The organism is Streptomyces polyrhachis, assembly GCF_042663125.1.
GTDB lineage: Bacteria > Actinomycetota > Actinomycetes > Streptomycetales > Streptomycetaceae > Streptomyces > Streptomyces polyrhachii.
Map to the genome: position 1 here is coordinate 32,065 of NZ_JBHSZO010000002.1, position 16,414 is coordinate 48,478.

Below are 16,414 nucleotides of genomic sequence, written 5' to 3' on the forward strand. Positions count from 1 at the left end.
GGCGGGTTCAGCCCTCCGCGCCGGAGATACGGCCGAAGTCGCGGTCGGGCGGGGTGGGGGGCTTGCCGCCCGCGGGGGGCAGCGCCATGCCGTAGTGGTGGTAGAGCTGGAGTTCCTGCTCGGGGGAGAGGTGGCGGCCGACGCCGAAGTCCGGCGCGTCCTTGATCAGTTCCCGTTCGAAGGGGATCCGCAGGGCGCCCGAGACCAGCTCGCTCGGCTCCAGCGGCACGAAGGCGTCCCGGTGGAAGAGCCCGGTGCGGATCGCCGCCCACTCCGGCTGCCCGGTCGCGTCGTCGAGGTAGACCTCGTCCACGGTGCCGATCTTCGTCCCACGGGTGTCGAACGCCTTGCACCCGATCAGGCTCCGGGGATCGATGTCACTCTGCACGGTCCCTCCAACCACTCGTCCGTTGCGCTGAGTCCACCAAAGGACACAATCCGCCCCCCGGCCACCGGAGGGAACCACCCGTGTGGTGCCGGGAGCCGCGGCGCCCGGCCCGGGTGCGGCTGCCCGGGCCGGGCCGGCCCCCACCCCCGCTGGTAGGCTGGGGGACGGCTGCAAACCCCGCGCGGGAGAGTCCGCCCCGGAGCCCCGGGACGGCGCCGAAGGAGCAAATCCTCCCCGGAATCTCTCAGGCACACGTACCGCGCGGACGAGGTCACTCTGGAAAGCAGGGCCCGGGCGCACGCCCGGACCCTCACCGACGGTGAAAGCCGGGCCCGTGCCCGGTGAAGCTCTCAGGTTTGGATGACAGAGGGGGAGGCCGTTCGGGTGCCGTCCCAGGCGCCCCTCGAAGGTCATGCGACCAGGAGGCCTTAACGATGTCCGCCACCCACCGCTCCTCCCTCGGACCCTCTCTCGGAGAGCTCGAGCGCGGTATCCCCTTCGAGCAGCGCCACATCGGCCCCGACGCCGAGGCCGAGGCGAAGATGCTGGCCCAGGTCGGCTACGGCTCCCTCGACGAGCTGACCGCCGCCGCCGTCCCCGACGTAATCAAGGGCGCCGAGTCCCTCGCCCTCCCCGAGGCCCGTACCGAGGCCGAGGTGCTGGCCGAGCTGCGTGACCTGGCCGACCGCAACCAGGTCCTGACCTCCATGATCGGCCTGGGCTACCACGGCACCTTCACCCCGCCGGTGATCCTGCGCAACGTGCTGGAGAACCCGGCCTGGTACACGGCGTACACCCCCTACCAGCCGGAGATCTCCCAGGGCCGCCTGGAGGCCCTGCTGAACTTCCAGACCGTCGTGGCCGACCTCACCGGCCTGCCCACCGCCGGCGCCTCCCTCCTCGACGAGGGCACCGCCGCCGCCGAGGCCATGTCCCTCTCGCGCCGCATGGGCAAGGTCAGGAACGGCGTCTTCCTCATCGACGCCGACACCCTGCCGCAGACGATCGCGGTGATCCAGACCCGCGCCGAGCCCACCGGCGTCGAGGTCGTCGTCGCCGACCTCGGCGCGGGCATCCCCGCCGAGATCGCCGAGCGCGGCGTCTTCGGCGTCCTGCTGCAGTACCCGGGCGCCTCCGGTGCCGTACGGGACCTGCGCCCCGTCATCGAGCAGGCCCACGAGCTGGGCGCGCTGGTCACCGTCGCCGCCGACCTCCTGGCCCTGACGCTGCTGACCTCCCCGGGCGAGCTGGGCGCCGACATCGCCGTCGGCAACACCCAGCGCTTCGGCGTCCCGATGGGCTTCGGCGGACCGCACGCCGGCTACATGTCCGTACGGGAGAAGTTCGCCCGCAGCCTGCCCGGCCGCCTCGTCGGCGTCTCCAAGGACGTCGACGGCCGCCCCGCCTACCGGCTGGCGCTCCAGACCCGCGAGCAGCACATCCGCCGTGAGAAGGCCACCTCCAACATCTGCACCGCGCAGGTGCTCCTCGCCGTGATGGCCGGCATGTACGCCGTCTACCACGGCCCCGACGGCCTGCGCGCCATCGCGCGGCGCACCCACCGCTACGCCGCGATCCTCGCCGCGGGCCTGGAGGCCGCCGGGGTGGAGCTGACCCAGGGCGCCCACTTCGACACCCTCACCGCCCGCGTCCCCGGCCGCGCCGCCGAGATCGTCGCCGCCGCCCGCGAGGCCGGCGTCAACCTGCGCCTGACCGACGCCGACCACGTCGGCATCGCCTGCGACGAGACCACCACCCGCGCCGACCTGGCCGCCGTCTGGTCCGCCTTCGGCACGCAGGGCGACGTCGAGGCGCTGGACGCCGCCGTCGCCGAGGCACTCCCCGCGGACCTGCTGCGCGGCGACGAGGTGCTCACCCACCCCGTCTTCCACCAGCACCGCTCCGAGACGGCCATGCTGCGCTACCTGCGCAAGCTCGCCGATCGCGACTACGCGCTGGACCGCGGCATGATCCCGCTGGGCTCCTGCACGATGAAGCTCAACGCGACCACCGAGATGGAGCCGGTCACCTGGCCGGAGTTCGGCGCCCTGCACCCCTTCGCGCCGGCCGAGCAGGCCGCCGGCTTCCTCACCCTCATCAACGAGCTGGAGGAGCGCCTGGCGGAGGTCACCGGCTACGACAAGGTCTCCCTCCAGCCCAACGCCGGCTCCCAGGGCGAGCTGGCCGGCCTGCTGGCCGTGCGCGCGTACCACCGAGCCAACGGCGACACGCAGCGCGACGTGTGCCTCATCCCCTCCTCCGCGCACGGCACCAACGCCGCCAGCGCCGTGATGGCCGGCATGAAGGTCGTCGTCGTCGCCACCCGCGAGGACGGCGACGTCGACGTCGAGGACCTGCACGCCAAGATCGACAAGCACCGCGATGAGCTGGCCGTGCTGATGGTCACCTACCCCTCCACCCACGGCGTCTTCGAGGAGCAGATCACCGAGGTCTGCGCCGCGGTGCACGAGGCGGGCGGCCAGGTCTACGTCGACGGCGCCAACCTCAACGCCCTGGTGGGCCTGGCCAAGCCGGGCAGGTTCGGCGCGGACGTCTCGCACCTGAACCTCCACAAGACCTTCTGCATCCCGCACGGCGGCGGCGGCCCCGGCGTCGGCCCGGTCGCGGTGCGCGCGCACCTCGCCCCGTACCTGCCCAACCACCCGCTGCAGCCCACCGCCGGACCGGCCACCGGCGTCGGCCCGATCTCCGCCGCCCCCTGGGGCTCCGCGGGCATCCTGCCGATCTCCTGGGCGTACGTGCGGCTGATGGGCGCGGAGGGGCTGCGCCGCGCCACCCAGGTCGCGGTGCTCAGCGCCAACTACATCGCCAAGCGCCTGGAGCCGCACTACCCGGTGCTCTACACCGGCCCCGGCGGCCTGGTCGCGCACGAGTGCATCATCGACGTGCGCCCGCTCACCAAGGCGACGGGCGTGTCCATCGACGACGTCGCCAAGCGGCTCATCGACTACGGCTTCCACGCGCCGACGATGTCCTTCCCCGTCGCCGGCACACTGATGATCGAGCCGACGGAGTCCGAGGACCTCGCCGAGATCGACCGCTTCTGCGACGCGATGATCGCGATCCGCGCGGAGATCGACAAGGTCGGCTCGGGCGCGTGGGACAAGGCCGACAACCCGCTGGCCGGCGCCCCGCACACCGCCGCCGCGCTCGGCGGCGGCTGGGAGCACGGCTACAGCCGCGAGGAGGCCGTCTTCCCGGCCGGGGTGAGCGCCGCCGACAAGTACTGGCCGCCGGTGCGCCGCATCGACGGCGCCTTCGGCGACCGCAACCTGGTCTGCTCCTGCCCGCCGATGGACGAGTACGACAACTGACGGTCGGGCGACCGGTGGTCAACCCCGTGGTGCCAGGCGTCGGTTGAGACGCGGATGAGGCCGGTCCGGCGAACACGCCGGGCCGGCCTCGTGCTTCTCCGGGAGCCCGGCTCCCGGGAGCACGGCGGTCAGGCCGCCGCGATCACGCTTCCCGTACCGAGCGGGCGGTGCGGGGCGATGATGCTGCCGTCGGGCAGCAGCTCCCCGGTGTCCTCGAAGAGCAGGACGCCGTTGCACAGCAGGCTCCACCCCTGCTCCGGGTGGTGGGCGACCGGGTGGGCCGCCTCGCGGTCGGCGGACAGGGCGGACGGACAGGCTGGCTGGTGCGGGCACATGGTGGTGGAAGTCTCTCGCTGCGTCTGCCCGTTGATGAGGCGACTGGCTGGCTCGTACATGGCGGTTCCCCCGTGTCCCCCGTAGACGGTCGGTCGGATCCCAGTGTTGCCCTACCGCGGTCGTTCCGCAGGGATTTCCGGACGACTGGTCTCCCTGGGGGAGGACGCATCACCCGGCCGGACGGTTGCCCGGCCCGGGTCACCCCTTCGGATGGCATCCCGCGGTCCGGCCGACACGGGGGCGCCGACTGTGCTGACCGAAGGTCAGGCCGTCGTACGCAGCAGGGGCGCCGGAGAGAGGCGGTCGCTGAGGCGGGGCAGCAAGTCCGCGACGCGGTACGGCCGGTGGGCCGCGATGCCCGGGGGCGCCGGGGCCAGGGGGACGAGCAGGTCCTCGGGCGCGGGGTGGCCGGTGAGGCCGTCGGAGGCGGTGTCGCGGTGCAGCCACAGCGTGAGCATGTACAGCTCGGGGATCGACAGCAGCCGGGCCTGGAAGAGCGCCGGGAGCGACTCGACCTGGCGCCAGGCACGTTCGGTCGCGGTCACGTACGGACCCTCCACGAAGTGTGAGAACGCCCAGCCGTCGGGTGTGAGCCCGGCCTGCGCCGCGGCTGCCGGCGGGCCGGCCGGGCCGCGCAGCTGGAAGCGCCAGCCGCTGAGCCGGGTACGGGGCGCCACCGGTCGCGCGGCGCCGGGCCGGCGGCTGCCCACGCCGTCCATGGTGTGGACGGGGAGGGAGAGTTCGGTGGTCAGCGGGCCGGCCGGGACGCGCGGCGGGGAAGGGCGTACGCCGAAGGTGCGGGCGCCGGGCAGGGCGGTGGGGGAACCCAGTGCGTTGAGGATGCTGCGCAGGGCGGGCGCGGGGGCGGGCGGAACGAGCAGCGGCATGGTCAGTTGCCTCTCACTGGGAAAGAACTGCTGAGCGGAGAACGGCGGATACCTGGGGGACTGCGGATAAGCGGGCGGGGCGGCGCGGTCGCGGTGCGGGCCGTACGACCACGCCGTCAGGGGTGTCCGCATGCCGGGCGGGGGCGGGGCCGACTCTCTGCCTCGTGGGGAAGTCTAACCGCCCCGGGTTGAGAGGGTGTTTCCCCTAGAAGGCCCCAATATTGCCCGTCAGGTGAATTCCAGCCATAGTGCGGCGCCGTATCACCGGCGATTCGTCCAGCACGTGCGTGCGGCCTGCGGTGACTCATTTCCGTGAGATGGCCGGAAATCGACGGTGATTTTCGCCATGCCGTCGCGGCCGCCTGGCCGGCCTCGATATGCCTGCGGAATGTGCCGCCATCGTGGGCCGCTTCCAGCCTACTTGGCGGCGGCGGGCCGGCGGGGCGTTATCGATCGCCCCGGCTGGGCATCATCCCGGCACGCCGCACACGAGGAGGGACGCAGCGATGGGGGAGAAGGTCGCGGCCGGCGGGTTCGACCTGTCCGACCGTCAGCGTCACCGCCGCCGGCTCCGCCAGTGCCTGACCGCGCTGGAGCGGATGCTGGAGGAGAAGCGCTTCGACCGGCCGCAGAATCTCATGGGGCTGGAGATAGAACTGAATCTGGTGGGGGCGGACGGATTACCGCGCATGCTGAACCACGCGGTACTGGAGCGCATAGCGAGCCCCGATTTCCAGACGGAGCTGGGCCAGTTCAACCTGGAAGTCAACATCGCCCCGCACCGGCTTTCCGCCCGCGTTCTCGATCAACTGGCGGAGGAACTGCGCACCGGACTGGGATACGCCGACCGCAAAGCCCGGGAGGTGGCTGCCGGAATCGTCATGATCGGAATTCTCCCCACCCTCACCGAGGAGGACCTGGGAAGTGCCAACCTCACCGAGGTCGACCGCTATCTGCTGCTCAACGAGCAGATCATGGTGGCGCGCGGCGAGGAGATATCCGTCGACATCCAGGGCGTCGAGCGCCTCACCTACGTGGCGGAGTCGATCGCGGCCGAAGCGGCGTGCACCTCCGTGCAGTTGCACCTGCAGGTGACGCCCGGCCGCTTCGCCGACGTATGGAACGCCGCGCAGGCGGCCACCGCGGCGCAGATCGCGGTGGGGGCCAACGCGCCCTTCGTCTTCGGCCGCGAGCTGTGGTGCGAGTCGCGCACCGAGCTGTTCCTGCAGGCCACCGACACCCGCCCGCCCGAGCTGCAGGCCCAGGGAGTGCGGCCGCGCACCTGGTTCGGGGAGCGCTGGATCGACAGCGTCCACGACCTCTTCGAGGAGAACCTCGCCTACTTCCCCGCCCTGCTGCCGCTGTGCGGGGAGGAGGACCCGCAGCGCGTCCTCGACGAGGGCGGCACCCCGGACCTGTACGAACTCGTCCTGCACAACGGCACCGTCTACCGATGGAACCGGCCCGTCTACGGCATCGCCGACGGTGTACCGCATCTGCGGGTGGAGAACCGGGTCCTGCCGGCCGGCCCGACCGTCACCGACGTCATCGCCAACGCGGCCTTCTACTACGGCCTGGTCCGCACCCTCGCCGACGAGCAGCGCCCGGTGTGGGGCCGCCTGTCCTTCGACGACGCGGCGGCCAACTTCGAGCGGGCGTGCCGCCGCGGCATCGACGCGGAGCTGCTGTGGCCCAGTCGGCGGCGCCTGGGCGGCGTCGCGCCCGTCTCCTCGGTCTCCGCGGTGCCGGCGGTGCGCCTGGTGCTGGACGAGCTGCTGCCGATGGCCGCCGACGGACTGGACGCCTGGGGCATCGACGCCGCTGACCGCGACCGCTACCTGGGCGTCATCGAGCAGCGCTGCCGCCGCCGCGTCAACGGCGCCTCCTGGCAGTCCCAGGCCTTCCACCGCGAGCTGCGCTCGGGCCTGGGCCGCCAGGCCGCGCTGGCGGCGATGACGCGCCGCTACTGCGAACTGACGCGCACCGGGGAGCCCGTGCACACCTGGCCGGTGTAGGGATCCCTTCGATACGGTCGCGAGGTCACCGCCGGGCCGCCGCCGCTCCGGCGTCCATCACGGACTGGAGCAGCACCCGGTGGACCTCCGCCGGGTCCTTCACGGCGTACGAGGCACCGCCCACCGCCTTGGCGATTTTGGCGCAGGCCGCGGCGTCGGCGTCCGGACCTGCGGCGATGACGATCAACCCGACGGGTCGCTCGTGGTCGGCCAGTTCGCTCAGCTGCTTGGTCAACCCGGTCAGCCCGATCCGGCCCGAGTCGTCGTCGGCGCCGTCGGTGAGGACCACCAGCGCGTTGAACTTGCCTGGCACATAGGTCTCCACCGCCGAGCGGTACGCCGCGAGCGTGGTGTCGTACAGCCTCGTGGAGCCGTCGACGACAGGCCGCAGCGAGCCGAACGCCCGGGTCAGCCGCTCACGCTGGGTCATGCCGCCGGATGATCGCTCGCCCAGCCGCTGCGGCTTGACCAGCACCTGGTAGTCGCGGGTGCTGCCCGGGGGGGTGGCGAAGCGCCACAGCCCGATCTCGTCCTCGTCGGTGAACTGCGGCAGCGCCTGCATCAGCGCCCCGCGGGTGACGTCCATCCGCGTCTCGCCCGGCCGCGAGGGCACGTCGAAGGCCATGGAGCCGGAGGCGTCGACCACCGCGGTCAGCCGGGCCGGCTGGATCGTGATCGTCCACATGCTCAGCACCGCCGCCATGGTCCCGGCGTCGGGCACCGCCGCCGGCTTCTCGCCGAACGGCTGGGGGGCGCGGCCGCCCGCGGCCCGTACCAGATCCTCGTCGGGGGTGCCGCGGTCGTCGCGGAAGCCGTGGCGGCGCAGCACCGCGCGGCCCTCGTCGTCGTTGAGCAGGGTGAGGAAGCGGTCGGCGGCGACCTGCCGGTCGGTGTCCAGCCGCGCGGTGTTCAGCAGGTGGTACGGGTAGTCCAGCGCCCCGGCGCCGTCCTTCGGATAGAACAGGGAGAGGTGGGCCTCGTCCCCTGCCGGGTGCCTGCGGTTGTGGGTGAAGGCCGCCTGCTCGCTCAGCAGCAGGGCCTCGCTGCTGCTCGCCCGCTCCACCGGTGAGCGGTCGCGCGGCAGCGCGGCCAGGACCGTCTCGTCACCCGGCTGGATGCGCTTCGCCAGCTCCTTGGCGGCGGAAGCCGTGAGGGTGGCGGCAGTCGACTCATCCGAGGCACGGGCGGAGGACGCGTGGATGTACTGCAGGGCCAGCAGCGCGGTGGCACTGCGCGCCGGATCGGCGGCCCCGACGTCGAAGGACGCCGCGCCGCCGCCCGCTCCGGCCTGCGCCAGCTCCGCCCAGCCGTAGGTCCTGCGCGGCCAGCCCAGCGCCTCGGCCGCGGGCTGGACGGCGGCCAGGGTGAGGGGGCTGCTGGCGATATGGCCCAGGGGCTGCAGATCGCTGTCGCCCAGCGCCGACTGGACGCTCTTCGGCCAGACGGAGGAGTCGGCGACCCAGACGTGGAAGCCCCCGCCGCCGCGCCGCAGCGAGTCGGCGACCTCCGCGCTGGGCCGCGCCTTCACCGCGACGTCCAGGCAGCGGCCGGCGACCCGCACCTCCTCCCCGCCGGTACGGGCCGCGATCTCCTTCAGCGCCGGTGCCACGTCCGGCGAGGCGACGACGTCCAGGCGCAGGTCGCCCTGCGGGCAGTCGCGTACCAGCGGCAGCAGGGTGTCCTGCCCGTAGGCGAGGCCGCCGAGCACGACGGTGAGCAGCACGGCGGTGGCGCCCACCACGGTGCGGGCGCGCCTGGGCGGGCGGGGGCGCGCGGACCGGCGGTCGTGGCCGTCATGGCCGGGGTAGCCGCCATGGCCGTCGTGTCGGTCGTTGTGCTCGGGCTGGCTGTGTCGTCCCATGAGCGCCGTCCCCCCCGGGGGCTCTCGTATTGGATGATCTCGCAAGTGCTTTCGAGACCTTAACGGCCTGGGGCGGTTATGAGACGGGAAATCAACAAGAACAGGGGAGGGGTTTTGGTGGGTGAGACAACGGCGCTGCCCGCATCGGGCGCACCCGGCGCCGGCGGAGCCGGCGGGGCGGCCGGTACAGGGCAGTCGCGGCGGATGCTGATCGCCGAAACACTACTGGTCCTGGCGGTGTCGCTGGGCGCGAGCGCGCTGTCGGCGCTGATCAGCTTCGTCGGTTCGGTGACGCGGCCCGGCGGCCTGAAGGACCAGGCGGCGAACCTCAACACCTCGGCGGCGCCCGGGCGTCCGTGGCTGGATCTGGCCTGGCAGCTCTTCGACATCGCCAGTGCGCTGGTGCCGGTGGCGCTGGTGGCGTACTTCCTGCTGCGCGACGGCGCCGGCGGGCTGCGCGCGATCGGCTTCGACCTGAGCCGGCCGCGCTTCGACCTGAGCCGGGGCGCGCTGGTGGCGGCGGCCATCGGGGGCAGCGGGCTGCTGCTCTACCTCGGCGCGCGGGCGGCGGGCGCGAACCTCACCGTCGTACCGGAGTCGCTGCCGGACGTCTGGTGGAAGATCCCGGTGCTCGTCCTGTCCGCGGTCCAGAACGCGGCGCTGGAGGAGGTCGTGGTGCTGGGGTATCTGCTGCTGCGGCTGCGCCAGTTGGGCTGGACCCCGGCCGCCGCGCTGGCGGCGAGCGCGCTGCTGCGCGGCTCCTACCACCTCTACCAGGGCTTCGGCGGCTTCGTCGGCAACGCGGTGATGGGCGTCGTCTTCGTCCTGCTCTACCGCCGCTGGGGCCGCGTGGGACCCCTCTTCGCGGCCCACGCGCTGATCGACATCGTGGCCTTCGTCGGCTACGCGGCACTGGCGGGGAAGGTGGGGTGGCTGCCGACGGGGTAGGGGTCGCCGCCCACCCCACATGCGCCCGCCGAATCCGTACACCCGTACCCTCAACTCCGGTTTAATTGCCGCATGCCCGAGCCGAGCACGCCGGATCTGGACGTACTGCGCGAGCAGCACCGCGAGCTCTACGGCGCGCTGCTCGGCAGCCGCGGCGCCGAGGACGCCAGGGCCGCCGTCGCGGTCGCGGAGCGGCTGGCGGCGCACGAGGGGGCCGGGGTCGAGGACCACTGGCACGCCGGCTGTACGTACCTGGCGTCCTGGCAGGTCAGCCGGGAGGAGGAGCGTTTCACGCAGGCTGTCCGCGCGTTCGGCACGGCCCGTACCCGGGCCGGTGACGACGACACCCGGGCGGCGGCCGCGCTGTCGGTGGCGCGGGCCTGGTGCCTACGGGTCGGCGTCGAGCCCGGGAGCGTCGACCGGGCGATCGCGGAGCTGACGGACGTCGTGGAGTCCGCCGGGGTGGCGCACGCGGAGCTGGCGGAGCTGCACACGGCCCGCTTCGCGACCGGCTACCGGCCCTCCGACCTGGACGCCGCGCTGGAGCTGTACACGCGCGCCGGCGCCCTGTCCGCCCCCGTGCTCGTCAAGGTCGCCCTGCTGCTGGCCGAACGCTTCCAGCTGGCCGGCGACGCGGAAAGCCTCTACCAGGGGCTGGAGTTGACGGCCCAGGTCCTCGTGAACCCGCCCGACGGCGAGCAGTCCGGGAGCGCCGGCACCGCCGATGCCGCCGGGGTGTTCGCGCATCTGCTGCGCCAGGTGCCGCGCAGTGGTGAGGCGGGCGCGCGGGTCGCCGAAACCCTGTCCTTTGTCATCGGCGAGGCGCACGACCCGCCGGCCGCGCGGCAGTTCCTGGCCGGCGCGCTCGAGTACGTCTTCCAGGACACCGGATCGGTCACGGAACTGCGCGCCCTGCTGGACCTCGTCGGCGACGCGCCCGGGGAGCCCGGCTCGGACATCGCGCCCCTCGGGATCGCGGCCGCGTGGCTGCGCCACTCCGCGCAGCTGCTGCGGGGCGGGACGCTCGGCCTCGCCGAGCTGGACGGCGTCGTGCGCGTCCTGGCCGCCGCCCTCACCGACACCGGCACACCGCCCTCGGCACTGGACGCGCTGGCCGTGGGGCTGGCCCGGGCCGTGGCCGCCTGGACCACCGTGAACCGGGAGCCGACGGTCGGGCAGCTCGACACCCTCCTGACCCGCACCGAGGCGGCGGCCGGGGCGCTGCGCGAGCAGACCGGGCTGGTGCTGGCCCTCGCCACCGCGCCGCTCTACCTCAAGCGCTCCAACCGCTCGGAGCTGCGCGGGCACATGGACGCGACCGTCGAGGTGTACGAATTCCTGCACGAGCGCCTCGACGGCCGCGAGCACGCCTCGCTCAAGGTGACCCTCGCCCACGCCCACGAGTCGCGCTACGAGCGCTTCGGGCTGCTGCCCGACCTCGAACGCTCCGTCGTCCTGCTGGACGAGGCACTGGCCGCGGGCGAGGACGATCCCGCGCTGGCCGCCTCGATGCGGGCCTCGCTCGCCGCCAGCCTGCTGCGGCGCTTCGGCGGGGCGCAGGAGCACACGGCCGGGGACTGGTACCGCGCCGCCGAACTCCTGGAGGCCGCCGTGGACGTCGAGGCCGTTGAGGCCGTCGAGGCACAGTACGCCTGGCTGCGCAACGGACTGGCCCAGGAGGCCGCCCGGCTGTTCGCACACGGCACGCTGCTCGACCGGGCGCCGAGCCGGGAGTGGCGGGAGCGCCTGCACCGCCTGCAGGACCGGGCGCGGACACTGGCCGACGCCGAGGACCTGGTCGGGGAGCTCGGGTGGTCCTTCTCGGCACTGCTGCGCCACTTCGACCCCTCGCCCGACCCCGAGCGGCCCGCGCTGCCGGACGCCGCCCTCGCCGACCAAGTGGCGCACGTGAAGCGGGCCTTGACGACAGCGGACGTCGCACAGGTGCACGAGGCGGACGGGGAACTGCGCCGCCGACTGGCCCGTATCGCCTCAGGAGAAGACCAACTGCGGGACTGGGCAGGAGACTTCGCCTCCCGGTACGAGTCCGGACGGGCGGTGGAGGACCTGTGCTGCGCCATCGCCGCCCTGCGCGCCCGCACCCGCCTGGCGGGCGAAACGACCAGACTGGCAGACCTCTTGACGGCCCGCTACGAGACCGCGGGCCTCGTATCGGACCTGGACGAGGCCGTCGCCCTGCTCGGCGGACTGCTCTCCGCCACCCCCGGCCGCGTCCAGCGCTGCCGCCTGCTGAACAACCTCTCCGGGGCCCTGTGGCGCCGCTTCCAGCACACGGGACTGGCGGCCGACCTGGACTCCTCCGTGGAGGCCATGCGGGCGGCGCTGGAGCTGACCCCGGCCGACTCCGACCACCGGGCCAGGTATCTGAGCAACCTGGCGGGCAAGTTGGACGCCCGCTTCGTGGCGCTGGGCAGCCGCAGCGACCTCGACGAGGTCATCGCCCTCAGCTCGCAGGCCGAGCGGGCGGCGGGTACGGAGCAGCCCGAGATCCGCTACTCGGCGCTGAACGGGCTCGGCGGCGCGTACCGCCGCCGCTACCAACTCGACTCCGACGCCGGCGACATACGCCTGGCCCTCGACACCCTGGAAGCCGCCCTGGCCGTCCTCGCCCCCGACGACCCCGCCCGCCCCGGCGCGCTCACCAACCTGGCGGCGTGCATCCTGGTCGGCCTGCGTGAGCCCGCGGCACGGGCGCGCCTGGACGAAGCGGTCACCATGCTGCGTACCGCGACCGCCGCGACGGGGGCACACGACCCGGTACGCGCCGGCCGCTACTTCCTGCTCGCGCAGGCACTCCTCATCAAGGCCGGTGATTCCCCGCACCCTCCCCAGCGGGCGGAGGCGCTGGCGATCCTGCGAAGTCTCGTACCGGACAACCGGGTCGACCACCCCCACCAGATCGAACCGGCCGAGGCCCTGGCCCTCGAACTCAGCGCCGAAGACCCCCGCACGGCCCGCGCACTCAGCCGCGACACCGCCCGCGCCCTCTTCGCCCGCGCCCCCGCCCGGATCACCGCCGCCCGCAGATGGGCGGCGCTCGCCGCGGCCGCCGGCGACGTCGAGGACGCGCTCACGGCCTGGGAGACGGTGCTGGACCTCTTCGATCTGGTCGCCTGGCGGGGAAAGCCCCGGCCCGACCAGGAGGAGTCCCTGGCGGAGCACCAGGGCGTGGCCGGCGGCGCGGCCGCGTACGCGATCTCCGTGGGCCGGCCGGCCCGCGCCGTGGAGCTGCTGGAGCGCGGCAGGTCCGTGCTGTGGAACCAGGTGTCGGAACGGCGGGCCGACACGTCGGACGAGCTCGACACCCGCCTGCGTACGATCGCCGAGGACCTGCGCCAGGCCGCCGGCGTCGACGAACGGGTGCGGCTGGGCCGCGAATGGGACCGCCTGAAGGCCGAGGCCGCGGCGCGGTACGGCGCCTGGAACCCCTTCGCCGCCCCCACCTACGAGGAACTGCGGCGCGGCGCGGGCGACACGACGGTGGTCGTCAACGTCGCCCCGCAGCGCAGCGACGCCCTGGTGCTCGCGGACGGCGAGCCGCGGGTAATCGAGCTGCCCGGCCTGGAGTTCGCCGAGACGGCCCGACGCGCCGCCGCTTTCCTGCAGGCCGCCCACGCGCCGGCTCCGGGCGTCGGCGGCTACCTCACCGCCCAGCGCACCGCCCGCGAGGTGCTCGACTGGCTGTGGCACGCGGTGGCCCACCCGGTGCTGGACGCGCTGGACCCGTTGAGCCTGGTGGGAGACGCCCGGCGGATCCGCTGGTGCCCCACGGGGATGCTGTCGCTGCTGCCCCTGCACGCGGCGACCGACGCGGCCACGGGGGAGAGCGCCCTGGAGCGCGCGGTCTCCTCGTACACCCCCAGCCTGCGCGCGACCACCGCCGCGCGGCCCGGCGGGAGGGTCGAGCGGATGCTCACCGTCGGGGTGGCCGACTACCTGGAGCACCCCCCGCTGGCCGGTGTGGACGGGGAGATCGAGGCGGTGCGCCGGCTGCTGCCGCAGGCGCGGCACACCACCCTGGTCAACGCGAAGGCCACCGTCCGGGCGGTGCGCGCCGCGCTGCCCGGCAACCCGTGCGTGCACTTCGCCTGCCACGGCATCCAGGACCTCGGCGCCCCCTCCGGCGGCGGCGTCGTGCTGGCGGACGGCACGCTGTCCGTCCTCGACCTCGCGAGCCTGCGCTTCACCGGCGCCGAACTCGCCTACCTCTCCGCCTGCCGGACTGCGACGGGCGGCACCCGGCTGCCCGACGAGTCGCTGCATCTGGCGGGAGCCCTGCACCTGGCCGGCTTCCGCCAGGTCGTGGGCACCCTGTGGGCCGTACGCGACACGCTCGCCGCCGAGGTCGCCGAGGACTTCTATACGGAGATCGGCGCCCGGGGGCTGGACGCGGCGGCGGATGCGGTCGCGGGGGCGACCCGCAGGCTGCGTGCTCGCTATCCTCTGGAGCCGCTGCTGTGGGCGGCCTTCGTCCACATGGGCTGAGGAGCGTCCACATGGGCTGAGGGGGCGGCTGGGATGACATCGGACGAGGACTTCGCACTGCTGGTCACGCCGGGGGCGAGCAGCACGGTGCTGGAGCTGCCGGAGGCGACGCCGGGCGCCGTCGCGGCGCAGGTGGTGGAGCAACTGCTCGCCGCCGACGCCTCGTTGACCGAGGTGACACTGCGCGTGGGCGACCGCCCGTACGGACTCGTCACCCGGGCGCGGCTGGCCGAACTCCTCGGCCACGCACCGCGCCAGGTCGGCGACGGCGACCTGGGCCTGCTGCCCGGCCCCGGCAGCTTCGTCCTGCTGAGGTTCGGCTGCGCGCACTGCGGCAGGGAGGAACTGCGGGTGCACGTGGACGAGGAGCGGCTGCCGGGCTGCCCGGAGCACGGCCGGATGGAGCGGCGGCCGTGACGGAACTGCCGCTGCAACTGGGGCTGAGGTTCTTCCTGGTCCATGTGGTGCCGATGGCGGCGGCCGTGGCCTTCGTCCTGGTGCTGGCGGGAGCCGGGGCGCCGGGGGACCACCTCGTGTTCGCCGACGCCTGGCGCGGCGCGGGCGACCTGTCCCTCGGCACGATCGTGCTGCTGGGGCTGGCCGTCCTCCTCGCCGCGCTGGCGCTGCAGCCCCTGCAGTTGGGGCTCGTGCGCCTGTACGAGGGCTACTGGCCGGGGCTGCTGCGCGGACCGGCGCGGGTACTGGCGCGGTGGCAGCGCCGCTGCCGGGACGCGGTGGCCGCGCGGGTGACGCGGGCGCTGACCGCGCGCGACGCGCAGGCCGCGGGGGAGGCGGGCGAGGTGCTGCGCTGGTCGTTCCCCGCCCGCCGCGACGTGCTGGCGACCCGGCTGGGCAACGCGCTCGCCGCGATGGAGGAGCAGGCGGGAGCACCGTACGGCTGGGACGCGGCGGTCGCCTGGCCGCGCCTGTACTCGGTCCTGGGGGACGCCTGCCGCCAGCAGGTCGACGGGCAGCGCAACGCACTGGACACCGGCGTGCGCCTCACCGCCGTCGCCACCCTGCTCACCCCGGTGGCGCTGTGGCTGCTGTGGGGTTCGGGCTGGTGGCTGCTGCTGGCCCTCGCCCCGCCGACGCTGGCCCGGCTCTCCTACCGGGGCGCGGTGCACGCCGCCCTCGGCTACGGCCAGGCGGTCACCGCCGCCTTCGACCTGCACCGCTTCGACCTCCTGACCGCGCTGCACCTGCCGCCGCCACCGGACCGGGAGGCGGAACGCACGCAGGCCGCGGACCTGTGCACGATGTGGCGCCAGGGCGCCCCGACGCCCCTGCGCTACGACCACACGCTGTGAGCAGTCAACGCGGCGCTCCCGCGCGGGACTTCGTGTGACGTCGGGGAGTGCGCCGGCCGCGGTGAGGCCACGTCAGAGCGATTCGCCGGGCCTCAGATACCGGTAGCCGCTGTCGGTCTCCTCGGTGAGCCAGCCGTTGACACCGCTGAGGCCGCGATCGTTGAGCTGGGCGTCGTGTATCGCGAACGCCCGCTGCGGTCCGACCGCGTTGACGAAGTCGATCGCCTCCGCCGTCCTCATCCACGAGCCCTGGACCGGGACCAGGAGCGTCTCGACCGACTGCTCGGGGACATGCAGCGCGTCACCGGGATGGTAGACCGCCTCGTCGACGAGATAGCCGAGGTTCGCGCAGTCCGGCCGCCCGCCGTAGACGAACGCGTGACGCCCGCCGACCGCCCGTACACGAAAGCCGGCGGCGGTGAACTCCGCACCGGAGGCGACCCCGACGGCCTCCAGCCGTGGAATATCCGCTGCGGCCGGGGCGTAGACCGGCACACCGAGCCCGGCCAGGCGCAGGACGTCGACGTGATCGGCGTGCTCGTGCGTCACCAGCACGGCATCCGCGCCGGCCAGAGCGCCCGGCTCACTCCACACCCCGGGATCGATGACCAGCACCCGGCCTGCGTGCTCAAGCCGTACACATGCGTGGGTGTACTTCGTAATCCGCATACCGCCCAAACGTACGCCGACCGCATCACGGACCCCGGCGGGACGTCATCCCCACTCAGCGAGCCTCGAACCGGCCCGCTGACTTCCCCGGCTCGCACTCGCCGAACACAAGCTCCCCGAACTGGACCGCTTCATCCAGGAGACGCAGACCCTGCGGAA

Annotated in this window: 11 protein-coding genes and 1 riboswitch; of the genes, 6 read left to right on the forward strand and 5 right to left on the reverse strand. The window is 73.6% G+C overall.

The features are described 5' to 3' along the window. Positions 1 to 7: 7 nt before the first annotated feature. Complete coding sequence (locus tag ACFQLX_RS01260) at positions 8 to 388, reverse strand: PRC-barrel domain-containing protein (protein WP_386410751.1); 381 nt, start codon at positions 386 to 388, stop codon at positions 8 to 10. 172 nt (positions 389 to 560) lie between these two features. Then, positions 561 to 658, forward strand: a riboswitch (glycine riboswitch). Positions 659 to 822: 164 nt separating this feature from the next. On the opposite strand from ACFQLX_RS01260, the gene gcvP reads away from it, so the two are divergent. Further along, positions 823 to 3,723 carry an aminomethyl-transferring glycine dehydrogenase gene (gene gcvP / locus ACFQLX_RS01265; RefSeq protein WP_386410754.1) on the forward strand — a complete coding sequence of 967 codons (2,901 nt, stop codon included), beginning with the start codon at positions 823 to 825 and terminating at the stop codon, positions 3,721 to 3,723. Between the two features lie 128 nt (positions 3,724 to 3,851). Here gcvP and ACFQLX_RS01270 read toward each other — a convergent pair whose 3' ends face one another. Together ACFQLX_RS01270 and ACFQLX_RS01275 are read right to left on the reverse strand one after the other, a co-directional pair. Further along, the gene (locus ACFQLX_RS01270; RefSeq protein ID WP_386411281.1) at positions 3,852 to 4,058 is read right to left on the reverse strand and encodes a DUF5999 family protein; all 207 of its coding nucleotides are present in this window, start codon (positions 4,056 to 4,058) and stop codon (positions 3,852 to 3,854) included. Positions 4,059 to 4,322: 264 nt separating this feature from the next. Beyond that, complete coding sequence (locus tag ACFQLX_RS01275) at positions 4,323 to 4,946, reverse strand: hypothetical protein (RefSeq protein ID WP_386411284.1); 624 nt, start codon at positions 4,944 to 4,946, stop codon at positions 4,323 to 4,325. 506 nt (positions 4,947 to 5,452) lie between these two features. Here ACFQLX_RS01275 and ACFQLX_RS01280 point away from each other — a divergent pair. Then, complete coding sequence (locus ACFQLX_RS01280) at positions 5,453 to 6,961, forward strand: glutamate-cysteine ligase family protein (RefSeq protein ID WP_386410757.1); 1,509 nt, start codon at positions 5,453 to 5,455, stop codon at positions 6,959 to 6,961. A 25-nt stretch (positions 6,962 to 6,986) separates the two neighbouring features. Here the strand turns inward: ACFQLX_RS01280 and ACFQLX_RS01285 are convergent, their stop codons facing one another. Next, complete coding sequence (locus ACFQLX_RS01285) at positions 6,987 to 8,822, reverse strand: substrate-binding domain-containing protein (RefSeq protein WP_386410760.1); 1,836 nt, start codon at positions 8,820 to 8,822, stop codon at positions 6,987 to 6,989. 204 nt (positions 8,823 to 9,026) lie between these two features. Here ACFQLX_RS01285 and ACFQLX_RS01290 point away from each other — a divergent pair, with 204 nt between their 5' ends. The 4 genes from ACFQLX_RS01290 (at position 9,027) to ACFQLX_RS01305 (ending at position 15,586) form a co-directional block, all read left to right on the forward strand. Beyond that, positions 9,027 to 9,770 carry a CPBP family intramembrane glutamic endopeptidase gene (locus ACFQLX_RS01290; RefSeq protein ID WP_386411287.1) on the forward strand — a complete coding sequence of 248 codons (744 nt, stop codon included), beginning with the start codon at positions 9,027 to 9,029 and terminating at the stop codon, positions 9,768 to 9,770. Positions 9,771 to 9,842: 72 nt separating this feature from the next. Further along, a complete protein-coding gene (locus ACFQLX_RS01295) occupies positions 9,843 to 14,276 on the forward strand; it encodes a CHAT domain-containing protein (protein ID WP_386410763.1) in 4,434 nt (1,477 codons plus the stop codon). Positions 14,277 to 14,309: 33 nt separating this feature from the next. Then, complete coding sequence (locus tag ACFQLX_RS01300) at positions 14,310 to 14,693, forward strand: hypothetical protein (protein ID WP_386410765.1); 384 nt, start codon at positions 14,310 to 14,312, stop codon at positions 14,691 to 14,693. Further along, positions 14,690 to 15,586 carry a hypothetical protein gene (locus ACFQLX_RS01305; protein ID WP_386410768.1) on the forward strand — a complete coding sequence of 299 codons (897 nt, stop codon included), beginning with the start codon at positions 14,690 to 14,692 and terminating at the stop codon, positions 15,584 to 15,586. Before ACFQLX_RS01300 ends, ACFQLX_RS01305 begins: the two co-directional genes overlap by 4 nt. Before the next feature lie 72 nt (positions 15,587 to 15,658). Here the strand turns inward: ACFQLX_RS01305 and ACFQLX_RS01310 are convergent, their stop codons facing one another. Next, positions 15,659 to 16,255, reverse strand: a complete 597-nt coding sequence (locus ACFQLX_RS01310; protein ID WP_386410771.1) for an MBL fold metallo-hydrolase — start codon at positions 16,253 to 16,255, stop codon at positions 15,659 to 15,661. Between the last annotated feature and the right edge of the window lie 159 nt (positions 16,256 to 16,414).